The sequence below is a fragment of the Ezakiella peruensis genome (genome assembly GCF_900215725.1).
Classification (GTDB): Bacteria; Bacillota; Clostridia; order Tissierellales; family Peptoniphilaceae; genus Ezakiella; species Ezakiella peruensis.
Map to the genome: position 1 here is coordinate 398,898 of NZ_LT962469.1, position 27,000 is coordinate 425,897.

Annotated in this window: 29 protein-coding genes, 1 tRNA gene and 1 pseudogene; 19 read left to right on the plus strand and 12 right to left on the minus strand. The window is 36.7% G+C overall.

Translation table 11 applies throughout. The features are described 5' to 3' along the window. Positions 1-66: 66 nt before the first annotated feature. Entirely contained in the window at positions 67-2,127 is a 2,061-nt protein-coding gene (gene fusA, locus CUU59_RS01915; protein ID WP_099950327.1) for an elongation factor G, read from the plus strand. Positions 2,128-2,825: 698 nt separating this feature from the next. On the opposite strand, the gene CUU59_RS01920 is transcribed toward fusA, so the two are convergent. The 10 genes and pseudogenes from CUU59_RS01920 to pssA form a co-directional block, all read right to left on the minus strand. Further along, positions 2,826-3,047, minus strand: coding sequence for an IS3 family transposase (locus tag CUU59_RS01920; protein WP_169922822.1), 222 nt, complete (start codon positions 3,045-3,047; stop codon positions 2,826-2,828). A gap of 27 nt (positions 3,048-3,074) precedes the next feature. Beyond that, positions 3,075-3,158, minus strand: a pseudogene (locus tag CUU59_RS08355) (hypothetical protein); the annotation flags it as partial. A gap of 32 nt (positions 3,159-3,190) precedes the next feature. Continuing rightward, positions 3,191-4,075 (minus strand): IS3 family transposase, encoded by an 885-nt coding sequence (locus CUU59_RS01925; RefSeq protein ID WP_146036059.1) that lies wholly within the window; start codon positions 4,073-4,075, stop codon positions 3,191-3,193. Next, positions 4,003-4,764 (minus strand): helix-turn-helix domain-containing protein, encoded by a 762-nt coding sequence (locus CUU59_RS01930; RefSeq protein ID WP_099950330.1) that lies wholly within the window; start codon positions 4,762-4,764, stop codon positions 4,003-4,005. The genes CUU59_RS01925 and CUU59_RS01930 overlap by 73 nt, the downstream gene beginning before the upstream one ends. A gap of 38 nt (positions 4,765-4,802) precedes the next feature. Further along, positions 4,803-4,991, minus strand: a complete 189-nt coding sequence (locus CUU59_RS01935; RefSeq protein ID WP_099950331.1) for a helix-turn-helix domain-containing protein — start codon at positions 4,989-4,991, stop codon at positions 4,803-4,805. A 284-nt stretch (positions 4,992-5,275) separates the two neighbouring features. Beyond that, positions 5,276-5,830 (minus strand): hypothetical protein, encoded by a 555-nt coding sequence (locus CUU59_RS01940; RefSeq protein WP_099950332.1) that lies wholly within the window; start codon positions 5,828-5,830, stop codon positions 5,276-5,278. Further along, positions 5,827-7,326, minus strand: a complete 1,500-nt coding sequence (locus CUU59_RS01945) for an NAD(P)/FAD-dependent oxidoreductase (protein WP_099950333.1) — start codon at positions 7,324-7,326, stop codon at positions 5,827-5,829. Before CUU59_RS01945 ends, CUU59_RS01940 begins: the two co-directional genes overlap by 4 nt. Further along, positions 7,317-8,816: a hypothetical protein gene (locus CUU59_RS01950; RefSeq protein ID WP_099950334.1), complete on the minus strand. Its 1,500-nt coding sequence runs from the start codon at positions 8,814-8,816 to the stop codon at positions 7,317-7,319. The genes CUU59_RS01945 and CUU59_RS01950 overlap by 10 nt, the downstream gene beginning before the upstream one ends. Beyond that, positions 8,804-9,511 (minus strand): purine-nucleoside phosphorylase, encoded by a 708-nt coding sequence (gene deoD / locus CUU59_RS01955; RefSeq protein ID WP_099950335.1) that lies wholly within the window; start codon positions 9,509-9,511, stop codon positions 8,804-8,806. Before deoD ends, CUU59_RS01950 begins: the two co-directional genes overlap by 13 nt. 14 nt (positions 9,512-9,525) lie before the next feature. After that, a complete protein-coding gene (pssA, locus tag CUU59_RS01960; RefSeq protein WP_099950336.1) occupies positions 9,526-10,062 on the minus strand; it encodes a CDP-diacylglycerol--serine O-phosphatidyltransferase in 537 nt (178 codons plus the stop codon). Between the two features lie 74 nt (positions 10,063-10,136). Here pssA and CUU59_RS01965 point away from each other — a divergent pair, with 74 nt between their 5' ends. The 8 genes from CUU59_RS01965 to CUU59_RS02000 all read left to right on the plus strand — a co-directional run bounded on the left by CUU59_RS01965 (position 10,137) and on the right by CUU59_RS02000 (position 15,818). Beyond that, on the plus strand, positions 10,137-10,832 hold the full coding sequence (locus CUU59_RS01965) for a phosphatidylserine decarboxylase (protein WP_099950337.1): 696 nt from the start codon (positions 10,137-10,139) through the stop codon (positions 10,830-10,832). A gap of 63 nt (positions 10,833-10,895) precedes the next feature. Next, a complete protein-coding gene (locus tag CUU59_RS01970) occupies positions 10,896-11,795 on the plus strand; it encodes a hypothetical protein (protein WP_099950338.1) in 900 nt (299 codons plus the stop codon). 1 nt (position 11,796) lies between these two features. Next, positions 11,797-12,783 (plus strand): LCP family protein, encoded by a 987-nt coding sequence (locus CUU59_RS01975; protein ID WP_099950339.1) that lies wholly within the window; start codon positions 11,797-11,799, stop codon positions 12,781-12,783. Beyond that, positions 12,773-13,750 (plus strand): beta/alpha barrel domain-containing protein, encoded by a 978-nt coding sequence (locus CUU59_RS01980; protein WP_099950340.1) that lies wholly within the window; start codon positions 12,773-12,775, stop codon positions 13,748-13,750. The genes CUU59_RS01975 and CUU59_RS01980 overlap by 11 nt, the downstream gene beginning before the upstream one ends. Then, positions 13,747-14,367: a YARHG domain-containing protein gene (locus tag CUU59_RS01985; protein WP_099950341.1), complete on the plus strand. Its 621-nt coding sequence runs from the start codon at positions 13,747-13,749 to the stop codon at positions 14,365-14,367. The genes CUU59_RS01980 and CUU59_RS01985 overlap by 4 nt, the downstream gene beginning before the upstream one ends. A gap of 1 nt (position 14,368) precedes the next feature. Beyond that, positions 14,369-14,869, plus strand: coding sequence for a tRNA adenosine(34) deaminase TadA (tadA, locus tag CUU59_RS01990; RefSeq protein WP_281254422.1), 501 nt, complete (start codon positions 14,369-14,371; stop codon positions 14,867-14,869). After that, a tRNA-Ser gene (locus CUU59_RS01995) sits at positions 14,870-14,958 on the plus strand. Between the two features lie 137 nt (positions 14,959-15,095). Next, on the plus strand, positions 15,096-15,818 hold the full coding sequence (locus CUU59_RS02000; RefSeq protein WP_099950342.1) for a hypothetical protein: 723 nt from the start codon (positions 15,096-15,098) through the stop codon (positions 15,816-15,818). A gap of 260 nt (positions 15,819-16,078) precedes the next feature. Here CUU59_RS02000 and CUU59_RS02005 read toward each other — a convergent pair whose 3' ends face one another. Both CUU59_RS02005 and nagE read right to left on the minus strand, forming a co-directional pair. Further along, positions 16,079-16,540 carry a PTS sugar transporter subunit IIA gene (locus tag CUU59_RS02005; protein WP_099950343.1) on the minus strand — a complete coding sequence of 154 codons (462 nt, stop codon included), beginning with the start codon at positions 16,538-16,540 and terminating at the stop codon, positions 16,079-16,081. Continuing rightward, complete coding sequence (nagE, locus tag CUU59_RS02010) at positions 16,540-18,003, minus strand: N-acetylglucosamine-specific PTS transporter subunit IIBC (protein WP_099950344.1); 1,464 nt, start codon at positions 18,001-18,003, stop codon at positions 16,540-16,542. The genes CUU59_RS02005 and nagE overlap by 1 nt, the downstream gene beginning before the upstream one ends. A gap of 125 nt (positions 18,004-18,128) precedes the next feature. On the opposite strand from nagE, the gene nagA reads away from it, so the two are divergent. From nagA to CUU59_RS02060, 10 genes are all read left to right on the plus strand, one after another. Then, positions 18,129-19,241, plus strand: coding sequence for an N-acetylglucosamine-6-phosphate deacetylase (nagA, locus tag CUU59_RS02015; RefSeq protein ID WP_099950345.1), 1,113 nt, complete (start codon positions 18,129-18,131; stop codon positions 19,239-19,241). Continuing rightward, the gene (gene ptsP / locus CUU59_RS02020; RefSeq protein WP_099950346.1) at positions 19,229-20,824 is read left to right on the plus strand and encodes a phosphoenolpyruvate--protein phosphotransferase; all 1,596 of its coding nucleotides are present in this window, start codon (positions 19,229-19,231) and stop codon (positions 20,822-20,824) included. The genes nagA and ptsP overlap by 13 nt, the downstream gene beginning before the upstream one ends. Beyond that, complete coding sequence (locus CUU59_RS02025) at positions 20,821-21,819, plus strand: FecCD family ABC transporter permease (protein ID WP_099950347.1); 999 nt, start codon at positions 20,821-20,823, stop codon at positions 21,817-21,819. Before ptsP ends, CUU59_RS02025 begins: the two co-directional genes overlap by 4 nt. Then, entirely contained in the window at positions 21,812-22,561 is a 750-nt protein-coding gene (locus tag CUU59_RS02030) for an ABC transporter ATP-binding protein (RefSeq protein WP_099950348.1), read from the plus strand. The genes CUU59_RS02025 and CUU59_RS02030 overlap by 8 nt, the downstream gene beginning before the upstream one ends. A gap of 8 nt (positions 22,562-22,569) precedes the next feature. Beyond that, the gene (locus CUU59_RS02035) at positions 22,570-23,622 is read left to right on the plus strand and encodes an ABC transporter substrate-binding protein (RefSeq protein ID WP_075573888.1); all 1,053 of its coding nucleotides are present in this window, start codon (positions 22,570-22,572) and stop codon (positions 23,620-23,622) included. A gap of 137 nt (positions 23,623-23,759) precedes the next feature. Beyond that, positions 23,760-24,212 (plus strand): flavin reductase family protein, encoded by a 453-nt coding sequence (locus tag CUU59_RS02040; protein ID WP_099950350.1) that lies wholly within the window; start codon positions 23,760-23,762, stop codon positions 24,210-24,212. After that, positions 24,213-25,127: an S-layer homology domain-containing protein gene (locus CUU59_RS02045; protein WP_099950351.1), complete on the plus strand. Its 915-nt coding sequence runs from the start codon at positions 24,213-24,215 to the stop codon at positions 25,125-25,127. After that, the gene (tmk, locus tag CUU59_RS02050) at positions 25,127-25,729 is read left to right on the plus strand and encodes a dTMP kinase (protein ID WP_099950352.1); all 603 of its coding nucleotides are present in this window, start codon (positions 25,127-25,129) and stop codon (positions 25,727-25,729) included. Before CUU59_RS02045 ends, tmk begins: the two co-directional genes overlap by 1 nt. A gap of 82 nt (positions 25,730-25,811) precedes the next feature. Then, a complete protein-coding gene (locus CUU59_RS02055) occupies positions 25,812-26,138 on the plus strand; it encodes a cyclic-di-AMP receptor (protein WP_099950353.1) in 327 nt (108 codons plus the stop codon). Further along, positions 26,138-26,992 carry a hypothetical protein gene (locus CUU59_RS02060; RefSeq protein ID WP_099950354.1) on the plus strand — a complete coding sequence of 285 codons (855 nt, stop codon included), beginning with the start codon at positions 26,138-26,140 and terminating at the stop codon, positions 26,990-26,992. Before CUU59_RS02055 ends, CUU59_RS02060 begins: the two co-directional genes overlap by 1 nt. Positions 26,993-27,000: the final 8 nt, after the last annotated feature.

A 27,000-nucleotide genomic window follows, 5' to 3' on the forward strand; every position in this document is an offset into this window, starting at 1 on the left:
ATAAAGTTGTAAGATAAAATTATAAAAAAGAATTACATATTGTAATTCATTTGAAGGAGGAATAATATGAAAGCATTTACAGCTGATAAAATCAGAAACGTATCACTTTTGGGACACTCGAGCTCCGGTAAAACTACTTTTACTGAAGCACTTTTATTTGCAACCAAGGTCGTAAATAGACAAGGTCGCGTAGAAGACAAAAATACAGTCTCAGACTTTGACCATGAAGAAATGGAAAGAGGAGTTTCAATTGGAACATCAGTTATTCCTATAGAATATAAAGATTACAAGTTTAATATCTTAGATACTCCAGGTTATTTTGACTTTATTGGTGAATGGTACGGAGCCAAGAGGGTTTCTGACGGATCAATTATCGTAGTCGATGCTCAATCAGGCGTTGAAGTTGGAACAGAAAAAGCTTGGAACAACGTTGAAAAATATAATACTCCGCGTATAATATTTTTAAATAAAATGGACAAGGAAAATGTAAACTTTGAAAAGACCTATCAACTTATGAAGGCAAAATTGGGCGACAAGATCGTTCCATTTACAATTCCATTTGGCGATGGGGAAAACTTTACAGGTTATGTAGACGTCCTTGACAAAAAGGGCTATCAATTTGACGGCATGGATGTTAAAGAAGTTGAAGCTCCAGCTGATAAATTAGAGCTTTGTTCAAAATACCAAGATGCTCTAAATGAAATTGTAGCTGAAAGCTCTGAAGAACTCATGGAAAAATATTTCTCAGGTGAAGAATTTACCAGAGAAGAATTTGTTGGCGGTTTAAAAACTGCTATTGCAACTGGTGAAATGGCTCCACTATTTGTGGGCGTTGCCACAGAAGGCAAGGGCGTTTTGAGAGTGCTTGACGCAGTTCGCAGATACATTCCATCACCTGCAGAATCAGGTCCACACAGAGGTATTTGGAACGAAGAAATTATCGAACGCGAAACCAAGGACGACGACTTCTTCTCAGCAGAAGTCTTTAAGACAATCGTTGACCCATTCGTAGGAAAATTAACTCTCTTTAAAGTTATAAGTGGTACTTTGGACAAGAACAGCCACATCTTTAACTCCACCAGAAAAGAAGACGAAAAACTCGGCGGCCTCTTCTTCTTAAGAGGTAAGAACCAAGTTGAAACAGATATCGTTCGCGCTGGTGATATAGCAGCTACTTCAAAACTCCAATACACAAAGACTGGGGACACACTCTGCGAAAAGCAAAATCCAATTGTTTATGAAACACTCAGATATCCTGAACCAACCTTATTTATGGCAGTATATCCAGTTAAGCAAGGTGACGACGAAAAGATTGGCACCAGCTTGAATAAATTGGTCGAAGAAGACCCTTCATTTATCATTGAAAGAAACAAAGATACCAAGGAACTCTTGATCGGTGGTCAAGGAAATATGCAAATTCAAGTTATCTCAGACAAATTAAAATCCAGATTTGGCGTTGAAGTTGACCTAAGAAAACCAAAGATTGCCTACCGTGAAACCATTAAGAAAAAAGCAGAAGTTCAAGGTAAGCACAAGAAACAATCAGGTGGTGCTGGCCAATACGGTGACGTTTGGATTCGTTTTGAACCATGTGAAGAAGACTTTGTATTCGAAGAAGAAGTATTCGGCGGCGCAGTTCCAAAGAATTACTTCCCAGCTGTTGAAAAGGGTATCGAAGAATCCATGGAAAAGGGAATCTTGGCAGGCTATCCTGTAGTTCATCTAAAAGCAGTCCTATACGATGGAAGCTACCACGACGTTGACTCAAACGAAATGGCATTTAAGATTGCAGCACAACTCGCCTTTAAAAAAGGTATGGAAGAAGCTGGACCAGTTTTACTAGAACCAGTTGTCAAGGCTGAAATCTCAATCCCTGAAGAATATCTGGGCGATGTCATGGGCGACATGAACAAACGCCGTGGCAGAATTTTCGGTATGGAACAACAAAGAGACGGCACACAAAAAGTTATAGCTGAAGCTCCACACGCAGAAATGCTTGACTACGCGATTGACCTAAGGGCAATGACCCAAGCAAGGGGATCCTTCAAGATGGAATTCGTTAGATACGAAGAAGTCCCTGCAAACTTGGTTGACAAAATCAAAGCAGAAGCAGGCGTTGAAGAATAAAATAATTAAAGTAAAAGCTACCGATGAGGTAGCTTTTTTGTTAGAAAAATTTGAAAGGTGGAGGTAAAATTTATTTTTAAATAATATTAATTTGTTTGATTTCTCAAGAAAACAAAATTTCTGTAGCGTCCGATTGCAGCCACGCCCAAGAAACGAGCATCGAAATTTCCCTGTAGGGGCAACTTTATGTGGCCTAAAATTTCGAAAAGGCGAAGTTGATTGGCATGCGTTGACTCACGCAACCTATTATTCAATCGTTAGACCGTAGGGAAAAACGATTGAATATAATAGTCTGAGGAGAATTTCGGACAAAAAATTTTGTTTGATTGTCAAGAGTCTCAAGGAAAATGTGGACCGAATTTTCCCTTCAATTTGGGGCGGGACTTTTCGGGCTACATAAAGTAGCCCCTACAGCCGCAAAGCGATTTTTAATTTAAGATTATTGGTATAGAATTTTTTGTATTAATACAAAAAACATTCAATTGTTCTGATTGTATTTATATTAAGAAAAATTACATGCATAGGTGATTCTTGTAGCCACGCCCAAGAGGTCAATAAAAAACGAGGCGGAAATTGTAGGGGTTACCTTGTAGCCCTGCCCAAGAGAGCGAGTAATAACGATGCTAATTGGACCGTAGCGGCTAACTTTTGAACTGCCCCTTGTCAAGTAGACACAACAATTAATTAAAAACACATATTTAAACTGCATACTCTCTGTACTCCAACGGAGCCATGCAGTTTAATCTTTTCTGAAACCTCTCGTTGTTGTAAAATTCAATATAATTAATAATTCTGTCTTTTAATTCTTCTAAAGAATTAAACTCTTTACCATAAAACATCTCTGTCTTTAATATACCAAAAAACCCTTCCATTGGTCCATTATCTATACATTTACCTACCCTTGACATACTATGCTTCATCCCTTGACCTTCTACTTTTCTTTTAAATGCTCTTGATGTATACTGACAACCACGGTCACTGTGGAATATTGGTTTTGCATCAGGATATTTGTCTATGGCCTTGTCAAACATTTTAAATACAATCTCTGCATTGCTTCTGTAGTTTAAACTGCATACTCTCTGTACTCCAACGGAGCCATGCAGTTTAATCTTTTTTGAAACCTCTCGTTGTTGTAAAATTCAATATAATTAATAATTCTGTCTTTTAATTCTTCTAAAGAATTAAACTCTTTACCATAAAACATCTCTGTCTTTAATATACCAAAAAACCCTTCCATTGGTCCATTATCTATACATTTACCTACCCTTGACATACTATGCTTCATCCCTTGACCTTCYACTTTTCTTTTAAATGCTYTTGATGTATAYTGACARCCACGGTCACTRTGGAATATTGGTTTTGCATCAGGATATTTGTCTATGGCCTTGTCAAACATTTTAAATACAATCTCTGCATTGCTTCTGTAGGACAATTCATATTCTATGATGCTGTTGTCGTATAGATCAAGTATTGCGCTTAGGTAGAGCTTTTTGTTTTCTCCAGGTATGCTAAATTCTGTTATATCTGTGAGCCACTTTTCGTTTGGTTTTTCTGCTTTGAATTTTCTTTTAAGGATGTTTTCTCTTGTGTAGAATGGTTCTATTGTTTTTCTAACTACTTTCTTTCTTCTAATTCTTGCTTTTATTCCTAGGAGTTTCATTAGTCTGTAGATGTATTGTTCTGAGTAGTTTTTGTGGTTTAATTTGTTTATGAACATGGTCATTCTTCTGTAGCCTAGGATTCCGTCATATGTTCTATGGTATTCAAATATTAAGCTACTTAGTAATTCATCTTGCTTTTCTTTTTCAGGTTTTTCTCTTTTTTTGTATTTGTAGTAGCTGCTTCTTGAGATCTTTAGTATTTCACAGGTGGTTTTTACTTGGTATCCTTTTTCTTTGAAGATGTCGACCGTAAGGTATTGAGCTTCTTGACGTAGTTTTGAGTGTATAGCTGTTTTTCCATAGCTTCTTTTTTTTTAAGAACTTCAAGCTCTAATTCAAGTCTTTTTCTAATTTCTTTTTCTTTTTCAAGTTCAAGTTTTAATTTCTCTGTATCTGTGAGTTTACTTTCATCTATTTCAGTTTTGAATTTAGGCCCTCTTTTTTTGTACTTTAAGCCTTCTTCTCCTTCTTTTAAGAAGCTTTGTGTCCATTTGTATACAAGTGCATAGTTTAGATTGAATTTTTCTGCTGCCTTATTGTAATTATTGTTGTTGTCTAGGATCCATTTTACTATTTCAATTCTTTCTTCGTATGTTGTTTGCTTGGCTTTCATAATGGAATTTTCCTYTCTTTTTTGTTTTGTATCTTTGAGTGTAATTCCATTATACCACATGTTAACCCATTTACCTGCAGTTGAGTGTGATATGTTATATTTGTGTCCAAGTTGCTGGTAGGAGTAGTTTCCTGTAAGGTAGTCTTGAACTATTTTCATTTTAAACTCTTTCGAAAAACTGCCGTTTGAAGTTCTTGACTTTAGAGCATCTTCTCCTTTTTCTTTGTAYTTTACATACCATGAGGCGACAGTTGTATCTCCTGCATTTATTTCCTTGGCTATTTCTMTRAATGATTTGTTTCCTTTTTCRTATTCTCTACATGCTTGTATTTTTGTTTCTAAGTCAAATTTAATTTTCCCCATTTTTTCTCCTTTTATGGGTTTTTAATTAATTAGACTGTCTACTTTGCATGTATCATACCANACTTTAGAGCATCTTCTCCTTTTTCTTTGTATTTTACATACCATGAGGCGACAGTTGTATCTCCTGCATTTATTTCCTTGGCTATTTCTCTAAATGATTTGTTTCCTTTTTCATATTCTCTACATGCTTGTATTTTTGTTTCTAAGTCAAATTTAATTTTCCCCATTTTTTCTCCTTTTATGGGTTTTTAATTAATTAGACTGTCTACTTTGCATGTATCATACCACTTTATGTTAGCCAAAACCGATTAGCGTCGCTCTATTGGTAAGCGTTGACTCACGCAACTTCTTGTTCAATTGTTGGACCTAAGGGAAAAACGATTGAGGACAAGAGTCTGAGGAGAATGTGGTCTGAAAAACATTGATCGTCCCTTGTGGACGTGAAATGTTTTTAATAATTTTACCCACAAAAAATCCCAAGGGCATAAATTGTCCTTGGGATCGATTTTTCTTAATTAAATTCTTTGTGTCTAAGGAATTTGTAGAAAGAACTTACTAGGAGTCCTATAATTACAAAGCTTAGGATGTAGTATCCGTAGATTGTCAAATTCCTAACAGCCCTGTCTTGGAGGACGAGAACCGATATAAAGAAAATTGCATATATAATTGTAAGTACTAGATTGTTTTGCGATTTTACATTATGGAGTTCGGATAGGCTTTCTTTGTAATTGAAAACTGGCTCGCGGTTGGTGGATTTTACCAGCAGGTAATTTGCATTTTCTCTGGTGGCTGGTTTTACTTTTGTAATTGATTGGCCGATGACCCTTAGGGGAATTTCTTGAACATTTAATTCCACATAGCCACATCCGTCCTTGCGGTAGTAGTCGCGAAGGGCTTGGGTGTTTTCGTCGATTAAAAAATTATAGGTCTTGACTGATTCTTCTAGCAAAAGCTTGCCATCTTTGACATCAACGACTTCATATCCGTGTCTGGTAATTGTATCCAGATCATGTTTTAATAGTTCGGGATATTCAATATGTTTTGCTTTAATTTTAAACTCTTTCATAATACCTCCAAAATTTTTTCTGCACATTTCAATCCGTCCAAACCTGCGCTTACAATTCCGCCGGCATATCCTGCGCCTTCTCCGCAAGCGTAGAGGTTTTTAATATTGGTCATAAATTCTTCATTTCTTTCTATATTGACAGGGGAGCTGGTTTTTGATTCGACAGCAGTTAGGATTGCGTCGTCTAAAAATCCATGCATCTTATTGTTCATATCGACTAAGCCTTGTCGGAGTTTGTCGGAAATTTGATTCCCGTAAATATCATCTATCTGTACATATCGAACTCCAAGTGGATAGCTGGGTTGAACTTCCTTTAAAGTTTTTGCCTCTGACTTATCCAAAAAGTCGTGGACGTGTATAGCTGGGGCAGTGTAGTCGCCGCCGCCGAGTTCAAAAGCCCGCTTTTCAATTTCCTCTTGGAAGGCAATTGAGTCCAAGGCTTTTGTATAATCATTTATAGTTGTAACAATGGCCGAGTTTGCGTTTCTAAGGCCGCGATTGTGATAGCTCATTCCGTTTACACATAAGTGCTCGGGTTCGCTAGAACTTGGAACGACAATTCCACCTGGGCACATGCAAAAGCTATAAACTCCGTCGCAGGCAAGACTGTACTCGCCTTTAAAAAGTCTGGGGTGGCCAGCATAGTCTTTGAATTGAGACTTGTCTACAAAAGTTTGCAGGTGTTCAATCCTAAAACCAATTGCAAAGGGTTTTGCATTTAAATGTAGGCCATCAGATATAAGGTTTTTAAAAGTGTCCCTGGCTGCATTTCCAATAGCTAAAATAATTTTGTCGTAATAGATAGGCTTGCCATCGACAACAACAGCCTTGGCAGTTCCGTTTTCTATTAAAATATTGTCAACTCTTGTATTAAAATAAAATTTAATTCCAGCGTCTTCTAAATCATTTCTAAAATGCTTGATGACTTCACGCAAGACATCTGTTCCGATATGAGGCTTGTGCATGATGGTTATTTCTTCATCGGCCCCGTATTTAAAGAGGATTTCTTTTATATATTCCTTGCGGGCGTCCTTGGACCGGGAGGTGAGTTTGCCGTCTGAAAAAGTGCCGGCTCCTCCTTCACCAAAACTTATATTGCTATTTGGATTTAGGTCTCTGGTCTTTAAAAAGTCATTTACATCTCTAACCCTTTGGTCAACATCGCCACCACGCTCATAGATATGGACTGTGCCCCCTGTGTTTTCTAGGACATGGGCAGCGTAAAGACCTGCAGGACCTGCGCCGACAATTGCAATTTTTAGGTCGCATTTTTTGTCTGGCAACCTATAGGGCTCTGGCATTTGGCTGGAGTTCTTTAACTTTTTGTCGACGTCTACTGCTATTTTTAAATTGAATTTAAGAGTTTGCCGCCTAGCGTCAAGGCTCCTTTGTATTATCTTGTAATCCTTGACTTTAATGCCATATTTTTTGGAAATTTCTTTTTGAATTTCCCTGTCATCGTAGTCGAGGCTGGTATTTATATTTATTAATTGCATTTAAAAAGCCTTTTAATCCCTTCAATCATAAGAGCAGGGTAGGTTTCGAAGTGGTATTTTTCATCAAAGGTAAACTTGCCGTCTTGGATTTTATTGATGCCGCCAACATTTATGGTTGGAATCGAAAGCCTGGCCGCATTATTGATCCTGTGATATTCTTCAGGCCTTGCCATTGGAATAAATTTGAGGGATTCTTTTAAGTCCCTGTAGTCTTCACTTAAATTTAAATAAGAGTGATAGCTCATGTCAGGATAGAAAAATCTTCTTTTTATAGTTGGCTTAACTGTATTTATAGCAGATGTAAAGGAAAGCATCAAATCCCTTTGCAAGGCGTTTGTTCCAGTTATATCTACCCTTTGGCTTGGAGCTTCTTCAAAATAAATTATAATTATGGGCTCATCTGCCAATTTGTGTTTGTCGTAAACATTTTTTACGAGCTGCAACCTGAGCTCTGAGAGCGGTAGGTCAGGGGACCGATTTATTTTGTCCTCTGCGTCATTTCTAAGAGAAGATAAAACCGAGTTGCCCCTTACTGTGATGATTTCATTTAAATATTCATCCCAGGTATAAACTTTTGGTCGAATTTTAAGAGGACTAAAGGGAATATTTCTCTTTAGGCAGTAGGAAGCATATTTGGTATTTAATTCTGCTATGGCCTTGTTATAAGAATTAATGACTAAGTCTTTAAGATTATTCATATAGGCCTTTAGGTCTTGGTTGACAGTTGAAGTCATAAATGAAGTATAACCCCATGCAGAGCTTTGAACTTCTGTGCCTCCTGGTACGATAAACCTATTTACATATATGGGCTCAGAAACTTCGTTTTGATAATTGTCCATCAAAACAGAATTGAGGGTTAAGTCGCGGGCAAAAGTTGAAAGCATATAGCTTGGATCCAAACCTTCATCAAATAAAAGGGTGCGGACGGTTTTGCCTGCCACAAAAATTGCTGGCTTAATAATGGCCTGGGCACCAAAAAATATGGCTTCTTCGCCATTGGTTAAAAATGAGTGGGTGGTAATGGCAGCCTTAAAATTATAACCTTCCTCTTTCATGGACATAATATATTTTACTGCCGATTCCATGCCCTTGTTATTGCCGTAGCGGTCGCAGATATTTAAAATCATTACATTGCCATCAAAGTCTGTCTTTGAAAGCTCATCTAAGACCACAACATTGGATGCAAGAGTGGATTTGATTATCTTGACATCGGATTTGCTGTATTTGCCGGTGAGTTGTGGTTCGTCAATGGTGTTTATTATAAGGACAACATCCTTGCTGTCTCCCTTTTGAACCATGGCCATTTGATTGAATCTAACAAATTCATCTTCGTCTGTGGCTAGGAGCTTGACATTTTCAGGATGGTCTTTAAAGTAATCCAGGCCCAAATATATATTATAAAGGGCCTTGGCAATGTCGACCTCTCCGCGATCATAGGTCAGTGCATCAATATTTAATAATTCTTCAAATATTTTCTTTACTTCAAGCATGATTCTAAAGCTATTTCAATCATATCGTTAAATGATTTTTGCCTTTCTTCTGGTGTTGTGATCTCGCTCTTGTGGAAGGAGTCACTAACTGTAAAAATGCCTAGGGCTTTTTTATTTAGATATTGGGCGATCAAATATAAAGCATAGGATTCCATTTCTACGCCAAGCACTCCCATCTTTTCCCATTTTTTCCATTCGTCGGAATCTGCATTATAGAAAATGTCGGATGAGAAAATGTTTCCAACATGAACTTTTTTATCCGTTTCGCGAGCAGCTTGGACAGCTTTTTCAAGGGAATCAAAGTCTGCAAGAGCTGCAAGGTTGCCTGGAAGATTAAATTGGTGGGCAAAGTTGCTATCGCTGGAAGCCCCTTGAGCAATGATTACATCAAAGAGATCCAAATCTTTTTGGTAGGCTCCGCATGAACCGACTCTTACAATTTTTTCTACATCATACATTGTGTAGAGCTCGTGGGCGTATATTGCAAATGAAGGAATGCCCATGCCGCTTCCCATTACGGAAAATTCGTGGCCCTTGTAGGTGCCAGAGAAGCCTAGCATATTTCTAACTGAGTTAAATTGCTTTACATCTTCCAAGAAAGTTTCTGCAATGTGCTTGGCCCTAAGTGGGTCTCCTGGCATTAAAACTGTTTTTTTAATATCGCCTTTTTTGGCTTCATTATGTGGTGTTGACATATAAATTCCTCCTTTTATTTTTTCTTTATTTTAATTTTACTAATCATAAACATGGCTAAGATAAATTCGGCTATTATTATTGGAACGATTCCAATCTTGTGGCCAAACATGAGCATGGCTACAATTATAAGTCCAGCAATTGGAATTGGCATGCCGGAAAATGAATTGTCCTCGTCCATGCCATCTACATTAAATCTGGCTAGCCTAAAGGCGCCTGCACAAATGTAAATCATAGTGGAAATGCCTCCGATAATTCTAATTGTTCCTTCAAGGGGCATAATCCTAAAAGTATAAACCAGGATTGCTGGAGCAACTCCAAAGCTTATTACATCTCCCATGGAATCCATTTGCACGCCAAGCTCTGAATCTGTATTTAATCTGCGGGCCACCCTGCCATCATATCTATCAGCTATGCTGGCTATAATTATAAAGGCCATGGCCGTTCTAAATTTTCCATTCAAACTCATTATAATTGAAATTGCACCTGCAAGCATGTTGCAAAATGTGACGAAATTTGCAGCGTTGTCATGGAAAAACTTTTTATTTTTCATTTTTTTCTCCTTATGGTATAATATAGTTTAATTATACAAGAAAAGAAAAAAACTATCAAGTAATAGGAGCGGCGATGAAGTTATTAGTCAGATTTTGCAATTTAAAAATTATAAATAAAATTTTTTATTTTTTAGTCAATACAAGATTTTCAAAAATTTTTATTCCCGCCTTTAGGAGATATTATAAAATAAAAACCCAAGAAATTTTATCGGGACAAAAATTTAAGTCCCTTAACGATTACTTTGCTCGGGCAATTAATATGGATTACAGGCCTATGGGAGAGGGCAAATATATTTCCCCTTGCGACGGAGTGATTACTGCTCGCGGAAGAATATCTCCTGGTATGACTTTTGAGGTCAAGGGCAAGATGGTCGATGTTAAAACTCTTTTGAATAAAGAGGCTCATGTAAAGGCCTTTCAAGTTATTTATTTGTCACCCCACAATTATCACAGGTTTCATGCCATAGATGACAATGAGGCCATCGATAAGTATGAGCTGGGTGACAAGAGTATACCTGTAAATGACCTTGGCTTTGAAATGGGAAATCCATTTTTGAATAACTATAGGATAATTCTTGAGACCAGGGATTATTTTTATATTGCAATTGGGGCCACAAATGTAAACTCTGTTAAATTTTTCAAAGATAAATTTAAAAGGGGAGACACGATTGGCGAGTTTAGATTTGGCTCGACAATTGTAATTCTTTATAAGGAAGAAATTGAAGGTTTGAAGCTGGGAGAGATTAAAGTTAGAGAAGATCTCATTTAATTTAGTTGATTATTTTTATATTATCTGTTAAAATATCAATGATAAACCCTTTGGGAGGAATGTATGAAAAAAAGAAAGATTGCAAAAATTTTATTGGCGGCAATTTTAATCACTGGTTGCAATAAGTCAGCTCAAAAACCTGTAGAACCTGTGACTCCAATTGTCGAAAGGGATGAAGCGGTTAAGGAACTGCCATACGATCCAATAAGTTTGATTGATTATATAAATAAAAATATTGCTAAGGTGGATAATAATAAAAAGGAGCTTTACATTTTAACTCTTGAAGACACCTTGGTTGCTAATTTAAATATTGTAAGTGGAGTTGTAAATTCAGATGAATGCAAGGCTGAACTTAGCTTTGTCAAGGATGGAGAAGTATTAAGCGAATCCGACATTGAAAAAATTGAAGACTCCTCCATAAAAAATGAAATACAAAAAATCTATGATATGTACTATACAGTATTCAAATCAGGTGATAGCTTTGTCCCTGGCGTAGACTATGAAAAGATTTTAAAATTAGTAGACAAGGACAACAAGGCCTTGGCCGATTACTATAGTATTAAGCTTGAAGAAAATCAAAAGCCAACTCTATTTAAGGGCCAAGTTATGTTGAGCCCACAAGATTTATTGGCTAGGATTAACAGGATAGAGAAGTTTGTTATTGACAACAAAGATTTCCCAAGAAATATGGATTTTGTTGCCAGATACCAATCCTGGCTTTATGTGCTTTTAACAGGAACTGCATCTAGTCCGCTTGTGGATAAAGATGGCAAGCTAATGAAGGAATTTGAAGACTTAGAAAAAAATTTGGAAGCCAAGACCATTGCTGATCAAACTTTTTTGGATGGCATGTACTATATCCACAAAAATAATAATAAGTTCGACGATGAACTAATGGATGAGATCAGAACTCTTGTCAGACAATCTGTTTTTGACCTCAAGGATAGAGCGGAGATGAATTAATATGAAAAAATTTAAGCAAGCATTTACCTTAGCTTTTGTTGTATTTTTGGCTTTCTATCTCTTTGCTATTGTTAAGGGGGCCAAGAACCCTTACGAAAATCTCTTTTCCAAGGATAAGTCTAAGGGAGAGACCAATATCGTAGATGAAAACAAGGGCGATGATGATAATAATAAGGGAAATGAAGAAGAACCTGAACCAGAGCCTGAGCCAGAACAAATGATAGATGATGAATTTATATTTGTCATGTTTGGAACTGACTCTCACGATATAGATGTATCAAAGGGCTACAGGTCCGATACAATTATACTTACAAAAGTTAATTTTAAAACTGGTGAAGTTCGCATGGTAAATATTCCACGCGATACTCGTGTGAATATTCCTGGCCATGGACTGACCAAAATTAACGCAGCTCACTCTTTTGGTGGGCCAAATCTTTTGCTCAAAACTATACAAGATAACTTTGGTATAAATGTTGACTATTATGTAAAAGTTGACTACACCCTGGTTGAAAATTTCGTTGACGCTATTGGTGGTGTTGATTATAACGTCCCATACGATTTAATTTATACAGACCCAACTGACAAACCGCCACTGGTAATTAATATCAAGGCTGGTATGCAACACATTGACGGTAAAGACGCTGTAAAAGTTCTAAGATACAGGGGAAACACCAGTGATATTGATAGAATCGATAGGCAACAAGAGTTTCTCAAAGTAGTCATGGACCAAGCTTTAAGTCTTAAAAATATTGGCAGATTGCCAAAGATTTTCACAAGTATTAAATCAAACCTAAGGACAAATTTTGGCGAAAAGCAAATTTTAGAAGCCATTGTAAGCCTACCAAAGGTTGATATGAATAATCTTGAAATGTCAATGATTCCTGGAGAAGGAAAGTATGTTGCAGGAGAAAGCTTTTGGATTTATTATGAAAATAATACAAAGGATTTACTAAAAGAAAATTTTGGAGACTACATGAATGCTCAGTAGGAAAAACGCTCACCTCTACTATAGCCTTAGGCTAGACCGTAGAGGTGATTTTAAAAATTACAGAATTAAAACCATTGAACCCTGCGATTTGTCTTATGATGACTTGGACTTGAGCGTGGAATTTTTGGGAAGGACTTTGGAATTTCCCAATTATATAAATGCAATGACTGGGGGGACTGAACTAGCCAAGAAGATTAACAAGAGGTTAGTCACCATGGCAAAATATCTCAAGGCTCCAATAATGACGGGGTCTTTGAATCCCTATATTAAGGAAAACAATTTCTTGGGTTTTGAGCCATTTTTAAATTATGATTTTGTTATTGCAAATTTATCTGCCAGAAACTCTCTTGACGATTTAAAAAAAGTTTCTGATAAATTAAATACACCCTACGTGTCAATCCACTTAAACACTATGCAGGAATGTTTTCAATTTGCTGGCGACACTTCTTTTAAAAACGAAAGAAAAAATATTGAGGAGGCAGCAAAATATTTTGGAAAAAACTTAATTGTCAAAGCAGTTGGCCAGGGTTTCACCAAAGAAAGTGTCCGCATATTAAAAGAACTAGGTGTGTATAATCTGGATATTTCAGGAGCTGGGGGCACAGATTTTTCTAAGATAGAAATTGCCAGAAATATGTCGATTTTAAAATATGAATTAACAGATGATTTTGCGGATATTTATTATCCACAGGTCCCAACTTCGGAATCCATTTTAAATGCCAAGGATTCAGGGCTCTTTGTAATCGCATCGGGCGGTATAGATAGGGCAAGAGATATCTTTATGTCCTTTGCTCTGGGGGCTCAGATGACGGCTAGCTCTTATTATTATTTGAAATTAGCCCAAGAGTCTTTTGAAAATGCAAGATATAAGATGGATTCACGAATAGAAAATTTTATGAAATATATGTTGGTATCTTCATCCAGGACAATTGAAGATATAAATGGCAAGTATGAGGTGATAAAATGAGACTTTCTCCAATACCTCCTCCATATTACACGACCGATTCCAAGAGAAGGCCTATTAATAAGTGGCTAATAATTTTTATAATTGGAATTTTACTTGCGGCAGGGGCCTTATATTATTTACTTTCCAGGGACCCCATTAGTAAGGATACGGCCAAAGAGGAGGAGTCTATATTAAAAGACGCCAGCGAAATAGATCAGGCAGGCAAAAAAGAGGAAGAGATTAAAATTCAAACCGTGGACTCAAAGGACCAGGAAGAAAATTCTTATGAGGACACAAGCGAAGATGAAATCAAAGAGTATAATCTGCCAAGCGCTTATTTAAAAAATACTGATAGCGAACTTTTGACTGAGGCTTTTTTAAAGGATACTGAAATCGGGCAAATAAAATTAATCAGGGATGAGATATATGCTCGTCATGGTTTTGTCTTTAAGGACAGGGAGACTCAAAAGTATTTTGAAGAAAAGACCTGGTATGTAAAAAATCCTAATTACACAGATGACTTATTAAATGATGTTGAAAAGAAAAATTTGGATTTGATTGGCAAGTTTTTAAAGGACGACAACAAGAAAGACGAAGAAAAAGAAGAAAATAAGGATACAGAGGAAGGCGAAGAGTAGTTTGACAAAGGGCGATGATTATTGTAAAATAAAAAAATATGATGACCTGGAAATTATGAAAAAGGCCATTGCCCTTGCAAAGAAAGCAGGAGCCCAGGGAGAAATCCCAATTGCAGCAATTGTTGCCAGGGACGGGGAAATAATTGCGAGTGCAAAAAATGCTGTGAGGAGTAAAAATGATCCGACTGCTCACGCCGAAGTGCTTGCAATTAAAAAAGCCTGCAAGAAATTAAAGAACTATCGCCTGCCTGACTGTACTTTGTATACAACCCTTGAACCCTGTGTAATGTGCACTGGTGCAATTATTGAAGCCAGGTTAAATCGCCTTGTGATTGCAGCCTTGGACGATAGGCGTGGGGCGGTAAAATCCAATTTAGGCCTCATAGATTCTGCTTGCAGCAACCACAAAATGCAAGTGGAGGCAGGACTTTTGCAAGAGGAGGCCAGCCAAATGCTGACAGATTTTTTTAGCCAGCTGAGGGATTTAAGGAAAAATAAATAAGGAGAGGTACCGAAGAGGTCGTAACGGGGCTGACTCGAAATCAGTTTGCGTGCAAACGCACGTGGGTTCGAATCCCACTCTCTCCGCCAAGAAAATGCGGCTTTTATGCCGCTTTTTTATTTGCCTTGAAAAAACTTGTAATTGTAAAAATAATATTTTATAATATAAGTAGAAAAATAAATCAGATTTTTAGAATCTTTATATGTATATAAAGGAGGTATTATAGATGAAAAAATATTTTTTAATTTTCTTGGCAGGACTGATGATTTTATCACTGTCTTGTAAGAAGGCAAACACAGATGAAAAAGAAAATGCGCCTACTAGTACAGAAAAAAATGAATCGGCAATTTCAACAGAAGAAAAGACTGACGATGATAATGATGAGGATATAGTTGAGAGCGTCCTTCCTCCTATGGTTAAGGTTAAGGGAATAATTTATAAAAACACTGGCTATGAAAATGCTATGGTTAAATGCGGGACCGCAGATGGTGAGATTGAGACATCTGTTGAGAGCACAAAAGAACCTGAGATAGATGATGAATCAAATTTTGGTAAGGGCTATGAATACCAATACTGGGAAGATGGTTATATAAATGTAGAAATTGATAACAAGTGGATGCTCTTTAAAGATATTAACCTTAAAGATAATGAAGAGGAAATCCCTAAATGGGTGGGTCATTTTACAGGCAAAGTAATAAGTGTGGAAGAAGACTCAATCATGGTCCAAGCGACTGAAATAGACGATGAATTTTACTTTAAAAAAATTTTGACCAAGCCGATAGCCTTACCCGTTGATAATTTAAGACATGAGAAAGACGAATTTCTTTCTACTGAAGGTCTTGAAGGAAAGTCTGTTGAAGTTTACTTTGGCGGTGAAATTGAGCACACAGAGCCTGAAAGCTCTTTGCCAATTTATATTGGAGATGTATATAGGATTGAGATAAAATAAAAAAATATTAAAACAGATATTTAAAATAAATAAGCAAATAAAAACAAAAATAAACTCGCAAAAAAATAGAGAGGAAATCATCAAAGAAAGATAAAAAGCTCTTTGCAAATAAAGATCAAACGTCTTTAGCAAATAAAAATAAATAGCCAAAAGAAATGAAAAGCATCTAAGATTGAAAAATAAAAAGCAATTAAAAAAGAAGAGCAAAAACGAAATTTAAGACAAAAAAATTCCAGGCTGGACCTGGAATTTTTATTTGCTTATTTTAATTCAATTGCCACCGTCTGTCCCTTAATCGCAGTCCCAAGTTTTTTATTTAAACTTTTGCCTGCCGCCTCTACAATAACCATTGGGCTCTCTGTAGATTTGCCAAGGGCCTTTATTTTTTCAAGGTCAACTTTTATAAGCAAGTCGCCTTGTTTTACTTCTTGGCCTTCGTGGGCAATTTTTGTAAAGCCTTGGCCATTTAATTCAACTGTATCAAGGCCTATGTGAATTAGAACTTGTACACCATTTGATTCAATTGCCAGGGCGTGGCCAGTGTCAAACATTTGAATAATTTTGCCGTCGATTGGAGCGAGGACATCTCCGTCTGTGGGGATTATAGTTACACCATCTCCAACCATTTTGCCTGAAAAGACTGGATCAGAAGTTTGACTTATGTCTACAAGCTCTCCTGTCATGGGTGATGTGAGTTTTATTTTCTTTTTAAATAAAGCCACTAGATTTCACCAACTATTTTCATAATTTCATCATAGACAAATTGAACTTGAGGTCCAACGACTACTTGAACAGATTTTTGTGATGGTCTTATTATACCTGATATGCCTGATGATGTGATTTGTTTTTCATTTACTTTTGTTTCGTCTTTTACTTCAAATCTAAGTCTGGTTATGCAGTAGTGGAGGGTGTCAATATTTTCTTTGCCGCCAATACCTGCAAGGATTGTCTTTGCCATTTGAGTAAAGTCTGTGTTTTCATCAAAAGTTTTTCCTTCCTTTTCATTTGGCTCATCTTCACGGCCAGGTGTCTTTAGATTGAATTTTTCAATTAAGAATTTAAAGAGGAAGTAGTAGATAAAGAAGGCTGCTACACCGATTATGAGTAGAATCCATGGCTTGTTTGCAACTGGGTTTTTTAAGCTGAGCATATAGTCGATTAAACCTGCTGAGAATCCAAAGCCTGCTGTTGCCTTAAGGAAGGCTGCAATGATTAGAGATATACCGGTTAATAGAGCGTGGATTAAATATAGGCCTGGAGCCAAGAACATAAATGAGAATTCGATTGGCTCTGTAAGTCCTGTTACAACAGTTGCTAAAATTCCTGCCATCATAATTGATTTGACAGCTTTTTTGCGTTCTGGCCTTGCTGTTTTAATCATAGCAAGGGCTGCACCTGGTAGACCGAACATCATAATTGGGAAGAAACCTGCTTGGTACATACCTGTGACACCGACAATTGCTTCTCCGCTTGCCAATTTCTCTGCTCCGCCTAGGAAGTTGTGGATGTCGTTTATACCTGCAATATCAAACCAGAAAACTGAGTTAAGGGCATGGTGGAGACCGGTTGGAATTAATAATCTATTGAAGAAACCATAAATACCTGCTCCCCAAGGTCCAAGTCCAATCATCCACTTACCAAATGCAACTAGGGCTGAGTAGATGGCTGGCCATACAAAGTAGAGAATTGCTGATACAAGGATCATTGCAAAAGATGTAATGATCGGAGTCATTCTGCGGCCTGAGAAAAATGCCAGAGCGTCCGGTAATTTTTTGCCGGAGAACTTATTGTAAACTGCAGATGCAACTACACCTGATAGGATACCGATAAATACGTTGTTGATTTTACCAAATCCTTCTGTATCAAGTGGGGCTTGTCCACTTCTTAGCATTGTAATTGTACCTTCGCTTAAAAGCGTAGTGACAACTAGAAAGGCGACCAAGCCTGAAAGTGCTGCTGCACCATTCGAGTCCTTACTCATACCGTAGGCAACACCTACTGCAAAAATTATTGGTAGATTATCTATAATTGCGCCGCCGGATTTAATTAAAAATGCAGCTACAGGGCTTCCTGTGCCCCAGCCTGAAGGGTCAATGGCATAGCCAATGCCGAATAAGATTGCCGCTACTGGAAGAACTGCAACTGGTTGCATCAAAGAGCGGCCAAGTTTTTGTAAATACTTCATAAATAAACCTCCTTATTAAGTAATTAAGTAGTCAATTATATTATACCACAGCGATAAACAATTTAAAAGAAAATAGTTTTATATTTTTAATCCTTATGTTATAATTTATTTAAAAGGAGGCTCTTATGAAATTTTGCGGCGCAAGCGTTTTTTATAAAGATAAATTTCAAAGGATAGATTTTGAAATTGGAAATGAAAAATTTAAGTCCTTTGGAGATTTTACAAGTGAAGATTGTATAAGCATAAAGGGCAAATATGTTATCCCTGGCCTTACAGACATTCACACCCACGGGGCTATGAATGCAGATTCTTGTGACGGCAAGATCGAATCCATAAATACCTTTGCCAAGTATATGATGGAAAATGGGATAACACAATTTGTTCCGACGACCATGACTTTTAGTGAAAATATTTTATCTGGTATTTTCGCCTGCTTAGGGGCCTACGATAATTCCTATGCAAATCTTGTGGGCATCCACATGGAAGGGCCTTTTATTGCAGAAAGTAAAATTGGTGCACAAAATCCAAAATATATTTCAAAGGCAAATGTAGAAATGACTAAGAGATTGGATAATTTATCTGGTGGCCTTTTAAAAATAATTAGCATGGCTCCAGAAAATGAAGGGGCTATGGAATTTGCCAGAGAACTGAAAGATGATTATATAATTAGTATTGCACACACAGATTGTGATTACGATACTGCAATAGAAGCTTTTGATAATGGATTTTCTCATCTAACTCATATGTTTAATGCCATGAATGGCATCCATCATAGGGCACCTGGGCCGATAATTGCAGCCTATGAGCGAGCCAAATATATTGAGTTAATTGCAGACGGCGTTCATGTATATCCACCCGTAGTAAGAATGGTCTTTGACCTTATGGGAGATAAAATAATTTTGGTTTCTGATTCCATGCGGGCTACTGGCCTTAGCGATGGTGTCTACGATTTGGGCGGACAAAATGTCGAGGTAAAGGGCAATACTGCAAGAATTGTTGACAAGGGAAATATTGCCGGTTCAGTTACAAATTTATTTGCCTGCATGCAGACTGCAATCGCCATGGGTGTTGACAGGGTAAAGGCGGTCAAGGCCGCTAGTGTAAATCCTGCAAGAACTCTTGGCTTAAAGGATATGGGCGAAATTGAAGAGGGATATTTTGCAAACTTTTTAATTTTGGACGAGGATTTTAATCTTGAAGCCGTATATATTAGGGGGAAGGAAAGATGGAAAAGATAAATGCAAGGGGCGTATCAGATGGAATCGCCATTGGAAAAATTCATGTTATAGATAGAAAGCAAAATATAGATTCAAATAAAACTGATGATACTGATGTCGAACACAAGCGTCTTGATGCAGGTCTTAAAAAAGCAGCAGAAGCTTTGGAACAAATAAAAGAAAATATTGGCGGCGATGAAAAAGAAATTTTTACAGCCCACCAACTTATGTTGGAAGATCCTGAGCTTATAGGAACGATTAATTCTTATATTGACCAAGGTTTCAAGGCCGAGTATTCAGTATTTCAAGCCAAAGAAGATTTAAAAGAAATTTTCTATGCCATGGACGATGAATACTTTAGAATGAGGGCCAATGATATAGAAGACGTCATGACCAGGCTCATAAAGGCCCTGCAAGGCAAGGAAGCCAAGACCCTTGATGACGATTATATTCTGCTGGCCGATGACCTCTATCCTTCTGAGACCATGGAGATGGATTTTAAAAAAATAAAAGGGCTTGCGACTATAAATGGATCAGTGACAAGCCATACGACAATTCTGGCTAATAATTTAAAAATTCCTGCAGTAATTTCTATCGCCATAGATGATTTTGTCGTCTGCGATAACAAGTTGGCAATTATTGATGGGAGCGAGGGGATTTTTATCTTGGATCCAAGCGATGAAGTATTGGAAGAATACAAGGAAAAAATAAATAAAAATGAAATAAGAAATAAAGATTTGTCCAAGTACAGAGATATGGAGGCCAAGACTCATACTGGGCAAAGGATTTCTGTTTATGCAAATATAGGAAGCGATGAAGAAGCCAAGGACGCTTACGAAAATGGGGCAGAAGGTATTGGCCTCTTTAGGTCAGAGTTTTTGTTTTTGGGCAAAGACAATGCCCCTGATGAAGAAACCCAATTTGAAGCCTACAAAAACGCTTTGGAATACATGAAGGGCAGGCCAGTTACCATTAGGACTTTGGATATAGGTGCCGACAAGCAAGTGGATTATTTGGGTTTAGAAAAAGAAGACAATCCGCAAATGGGTTTAAGGGCAATTAGAATTTCCTTGAGCCAAACAGATTTATTTAAAACCCAGCTCAAGGCCCTCTTGCGTGCGAGTGTTTATGGCAAATTAAAAATATTACTGCCTATGATTATTTGTGCGGATGAAATTATACAGACAAAAAATCTTATAGAAGAATGTAAAAGTGAACTTGATAAGGAAAGCAAAGCCTATGGAGATATTGAACTAGGTATTATGATTGAAACTCCAGCCGCTTGTATAATAGCAGATGAGCTTGCCAAGGAATGTGACTTTTTTTCAATCGGGACCAATGATCTGACTTCCTACACTCTTGCAGTCGATAGGACAAATGCAAGGCTATCAGCCTACTTGGACAGCCACCACCAGGCGATTTTGAGACTTATAAAGATGGCGGCTCTTGCGGCCCACGAAAATAAAATTGAAGTTGGCATTTGTGGGGCAGCGGGAGCGGATCTTAGCTTACTCGATTACTTTATAGAAATCGGCATCGATGAATTGTCTGTGCCTGTGGGCAGGGTTTTGGATTTAAAAAAGGAAATAATTAATAGGCAATGAAAAAATATTCGAGTTTATTTTTTTTATTTATATTAATGGCGGCGATTTTTATTGCTGTATTTTTCGGTTCTGTTAAAGTTGACTTTAATGATATAATTGAAAATATTAAAAATATTTTCTCCGATGATTATATTGATAAAACAAGTATAATAATAAAACAAATTAGAATTCCCAGAGTTTTATTGGCCGCACTTACTGGGGCGATTCTTGCAGGTGTGGGTCTTTTGATGCAAACTATAACATCTAATTCACTTGCTGATTCATATGTGCTTGGCATCTCTTCGGGCGCAAGTGCCGGAGCTGTTTCTACTATTGTATATGGGCTCTTTAGTACGCTGGGAAGATTTAATGTTTATATTGGCGCCTTTGTGGGAGCTATTTTGTCAACAATTTTGCTTGTGTTTTTGCAAGGGCGGAATCGAAATCAAATAAGACTTGTTCTTATGGGAATGGGTATAAGTGGTTTTTTTAGTGCTATGACAGCCATTTTTATTTTCAATTCAAAAAATGAAGCCCAAGTAAGATCTGCAACATATTGGATGATGGGATCACTTACAGGTGCAAATTACAAAAGTTTAATTTATATTTTTGCTGCTTTAATTATCTTGCTTGTCTTTGTTTTTATTTATCACAAGGAACTTGATCTTTTGTTTGTTGGTCTTGATGGGGCACAAAATAGCGGATTGGAAATAAGGCCCTTTCAACTAAAGGTCGTTATAGTAAGCTCAATGGCAATTGCAGTGTTGGTATCTGAGGTAGGGGTTATTGGTTTTGTTGGCTTGATTGTCCCTCATATCATTAAAAAGATTAGTTTCTTTAATCATAGGAGACTGTTTATCGATTCGATCTTATCAGGTGCGGCTTTTGTTGTCATATGCGACATATTTGCAAGGACCCTATACGCGCCGCGAGAATTGCCTATAGGTGTCGTCACTGGTTTTGTTGGAGCGCCAATTTTTATTTATATGATCAAGAAGGGGTACAAGGATGCCTAGTTTACAGATAAAAAATTTAAATTTTGATATTGATGGAATAAAAATATTAAAAAACATAAACTTAGACCTGGAAGGGCAAAAAATTTATGGAATCATTGGTCCAAATGGTAGTGGCAAATCGACTTTATTAAAGGCGATTTATAATAGTTTTAAAAGTCGGGATATGGTCACGATTAATGGAAGCTTGGCAAAAATGTTTACAAATAATGAAATGGCAAGGCATATAGCCTTTATGAATCAAATAAATGATAGTATCGAAAATGATTTGAGTGTTAAAGAACTTGTGATAATGGGAAGATATCCTTATAAAAAAAGATTTGAATCATATAATAGTCAAGATGAAGAAATTGTTTTGAAAATTTTACAATTAATTGGTATAATAGACCTTGCTTGCAGGCCTATAAAAAATTTGTCTGGCGGTGAAAGGCAAAGGGCAATACTTGCAAAAACTCTTGCACAAGACACGGATATCATTATGCTCGATGAACCAACCAATCATATTGATGTTAGATATCAAGTCGAATTGATGAAAATTTTAAAATCGTTGAAAAAATTGGTCATTGTATCCATTCACGATATTTCTCTTGCTGCAAAGTTTTGTGATGAGCTTATTGTTTTAAATCACGGAGAAATTTTGGCCAAGGGCGAGCCAAGGAATGTTCTTACAAAAGATTTATTAAAAGAAGTTTATGATATAGACTTTAAAATTTTGTATGAACCGGAGTTTATAATCTATTTTTAGGAGGAATTATGAAAAGATTATTAGCTTTATTACTTGCAGTTTTCTTTTTAGCTGTTGGATGTACAAAGCCAGCTGAGCCAGCAAAAACTGAAGAACCAAAAGTTGCTGAAGAAACTCAAAAAGCTGAAGAAAAGCAAGAAGAAAAACAAGAAGAAAAACAAGATGAAGATGAAACCACTTATCCACTTTCGTGGAAGGAAAATTTTGATGGTTCAGAAGTTGAATTTAAAATTGACCATGCTCCTGAAAGGGCGATTTCTATGTCACAAGCAACAACAGAAATGATGCTTGCAGTTGGTCTAAAAGATCAAATGGTTGGAACTGCATTCTTGGAAGAAGAAATTTATGAAAGCTTAAAAGATGATTATGAAAAGGTAAAAGTTTTAAGCGAAAAGTGGCCATCATTAGAAGTATTTATGGCTGAAAATCCTGATTTTACATCAGGTTGGCCAGTACCATTTACCAAGAGAGCGATAGAAGCTAAAAACTTGATTGAAAAGAATGTAAATATTTTCATTCCTGAATCAATGAAGAGAACAGATGCAAATCTTGAAACAAACTTTGAAGACCTATTGATGTATGGTAAAATCTTTAACCACAACAAAGAAGCAAAAGCTTTTGTTGATGCACAAAGAGAAAAACTTACAAAAGTTCAAGAAGGTTTAAAGGACTTACCAGAAAAAAGAGTTTTCATTTATGACTCAGAAGACGGAGACCCATTTACAGTTTATGAAGGATACACCACAAATGTTCTAAAACTTATTGGTGCAAAAAACATTCTTGCTGACAAGGGCATTGATAAAACTTGGGATAAGGCAAGCTGGGAAGAAATTGTAAAAGAAGATCCAGAATATATTATTGTTGTTGACTATGGCGTAAGCATTAGAAACACAGATGACTTTGATCAAAAGGTTCAAAAAATGAAAGACAATCCTGTAACAAAAGATATCACTGCTGTTAAGAACAATAATTTCATAAGAGTTAAGCTATCAGAAATTACACCTGGTGTAAGGACTGTTGATGCTCTTGAAAGACTTGCAAAAACAATTCATGCAAAATAACACTTAAGACCCGTATTTTTACGAGTCTTTTTACATATTTCAATAAATAAATTTATCAATTGTATAATCATTAGTGGGGCTCTTTACTTGAAGACTTATATAAAAGATGATATAATTTATTTTCGAAGAGGTGTTTTATGAATCACATAATAGACAAGTATTTGGAAAAAGATTTTTTACTTTTTGCAGTCAAAAAAGACGGAAGCGTAAACGCAATGACTTGCGGTTGGGCGACCGAAGGAATTCTTTTTAATAAGCATGTATTTACTGTTTATGTAAGGAGGTCAAGGTACACTTTTGAATTTTTGGAAGAGGCCGACGACTTTTATATAGGAACAGCAAGCCCTGAGATGATAGATTATTTTGGCAGCGTTTCTGGCAGGGACGAGGACAAAATAGCAAAGGCTGGATTTAAAACTCAAATCAAAGACGGCATCCTTCATGTTGAAGGAGTTTCAAATCTCAAACGCTTAAAAAAGATAATGGCTGTTGATTTTAAAGACTATATTATGATTGATGATGAAATAAACAAAAAATATCAAGAAGACAACAGGGGTCACGTGGCCTTTGTAGGTGAAGTGGAGGACTAAATGAAAAATACAAGAAAGATGGCACAGGTTTTGGCAATTTTACTTGCAGCTATGATGATAATAGGAGTAATCATATTTGCTATGCCAAATGTTTTTGCAGAAGATGGTGGAAAGACCGAACTGACCGAAGAAGAAAAGAAAAAAAGAGAAGAGGAAGATTATTGGAGGGCTGTTGAAGCCGACAGACAATATAGGGTTGAGCAATTGCAAAATCAAATTTTAAATATGATTGATCAATTTAAGGGTAAGCCAGGATATTATGGGGCTGTTCAAAAGTTGGAAAAATTCTTGGACTCTGTAAATCCACGCGACATTTTAGACCCAAGAGATTATGAAGCTGCGATTGCTGCCTTTAAAAAAGATGACTCTGAACTCCAATCTAAACCATTATTAAAGGGCGATGAAAAAAATAATTTTAACCCGGACAACAACTTAACAAGGGCTGAATTCGCCATGGTCCTTGCAAGGATGGACAATCAAATCTTTTTGGGTACAGGCGAAAACTGGTACCAAGAAGCCATGAATCACGCTAAGACAAGAGGCTACTTAAAAGGCGATGATAGTGGTGATATGATGCCTATGAAAAATATTTCTTTGGCTGAAGTTGTAACTGTTTTTGTTAGATACAAGGGCTTTACAAAGATGGAAGGCAATATGTCAAAGGTTCCAGAAAATCACTGGGCAAAGGGTGATATGCAAAGAGCTTACATGGATGGCTGGATTAGTGCCATTGAAAACATCAGCGATTGTGACCGCCCAATTACAAGAGGCGAATTAGCTTCTATCTTAACCAAGGTAAGACAAATTAAAATTGACAAGCAAAAGATGGATGAACAAATCGGTCTTTACAAGAGATTTTTTGATGTAAACAAGGGCAACAGATATTATTACGATATTTTAGTTAATACGAAGTAATGGGCAAGTTTATTGTTATAGAAGGCCCTGATGGAACTGGCAAGAGTACAGTTATAGAGGGCTTAAAGAGAGTTTACAAAGATAAAAATATAAAATATTTTAGAGAGCCAGGTGGGTCGGAAGTTGGCGAAAAAATTAGGACCATACTTTTGAACAAGGACACTCAAATTTCGTCGGCAACGGAAGCCTTGCTCTTTGCAGCTATGCGGAGCGAAAACTACGAGATGCTAAAAAAAGATCTGAAAGATTACGATCTGATAATTGCAGATAGGTTTTTGATGTCCAGCATCTGCTATCAGGGAGCAGGCCTTGAACTCGGCGTTAAAGATGTTGAGATGGTTAACGATTTTGCCCTCAAGGGATTTAGGCCTGATTTAAATATTCTACTCATGTTAAATGCAGACGAAGGTATTGACCGCAAGATTCAGGAGAGAGAGCTGGATAGGCTTGAGCTAAGAGGTCTTGACTTTCACAAGAGGGTTGTAAGCGAATACAAAAAGTTTATTAAAAGCCAAGGGGTCAAGGTAGTCGACGCATCCAGAAGCAAGGAAGAAGTTCTTTCGGATGTTGTAGAAATTATCGATGGCGAAATGGGCTGGTAATCTTGATAAAATTAAATGACTATGTTATAATAAAGTAAGAAATAATTCGTATTTTTCAAAAACAACAATGGGAGGTAGAGATATGAAATTATTGGTAGCTATTGTTCAAGACGCAGACGTAAATGCTCTTGTAGAAGAACTTACTGAAAAGAAATACAGACTCACTAGACTTTCAAGTACTGGTGGATTTTTAAAATCAGGCAACACAACTCTTTTAATTGGTGTTGAAGACAATTTGCTGGATGATGCACTTGAAATTATCGAACACAATTGCAAGCAAAGAGAAATCACCACATCACTTCTAACAGTTACTATGCCAGGAGATGCTTTCATACCATATCCTTTGGAAGTAAAGGTTGGGGGCGCAACAGTATTTGTGCTGGATGTAGATCAATTCGTTAGAATATAATGATTCTTGGTAACGAAAAGGCAAATAAAATATTAGAAGAACTTTTAAAAAGAGACACACTTTCTATATGTTTGAGTGGTCCAGAAGGTCTGGGGAAAAAATCAAAGGCCCTAGAGCTTATTGGACAAATTTTAAAGGTAAATACAGATGAGGCGGCAGTTCATGCCGACCTCTTTTTTGTAGAGCCGACTAATTCTCTTATCAAACTTGAAAAAATTCGTGAGCTATTGGAATTTTCGCATTTAAAATCCTATTCGGGTGGTAGGAAGTTTGCTCTGATAAATGACGCTCATCTCATGAATACGGAGAGCCAAAATGCCTTATTAAAAATTTTGGAAGATCCACCTGAGGGTCAAACCATAATTTTAATTACTGATAAATATGATGAGCTTTTGTCGACAATTAGAAGTAGGCTAATTAAAGTCTCTTATAAAAAACTGACGGACGATGAAATAAAAACCGCTGTGGGGAGAGACCTTTCTACAGAAGTTTTGATTCTGGCAGACGGTAGCGTGTCCAAGGCAAAATATTATATGGATTATGATATGAGTGGCCTCACTGATTTTGTAAGGGCTTTTTTGTACAGGGATGGAAATTATACAACTAAAGACCCTGAGGCCGAAGACTTTAAAGTTATGGCTACCTATGCAATCTGTGTTTTAAAAGAAATGAGAAAAATTTCCTGTGGTGGCAAGTCGGATTTACATGATGCCAATATTTTTCAAAATAAATTAAAAATTAGGGCAGAGATTATAGATAGGCTGCTTATTAAATTGGACCAGGCCATGAGCTTATATATGGGAAATTTTAATAAGAAAAATATTTTTGCAGACTTAATGATGGGTGATTTTTAGATTTGTTA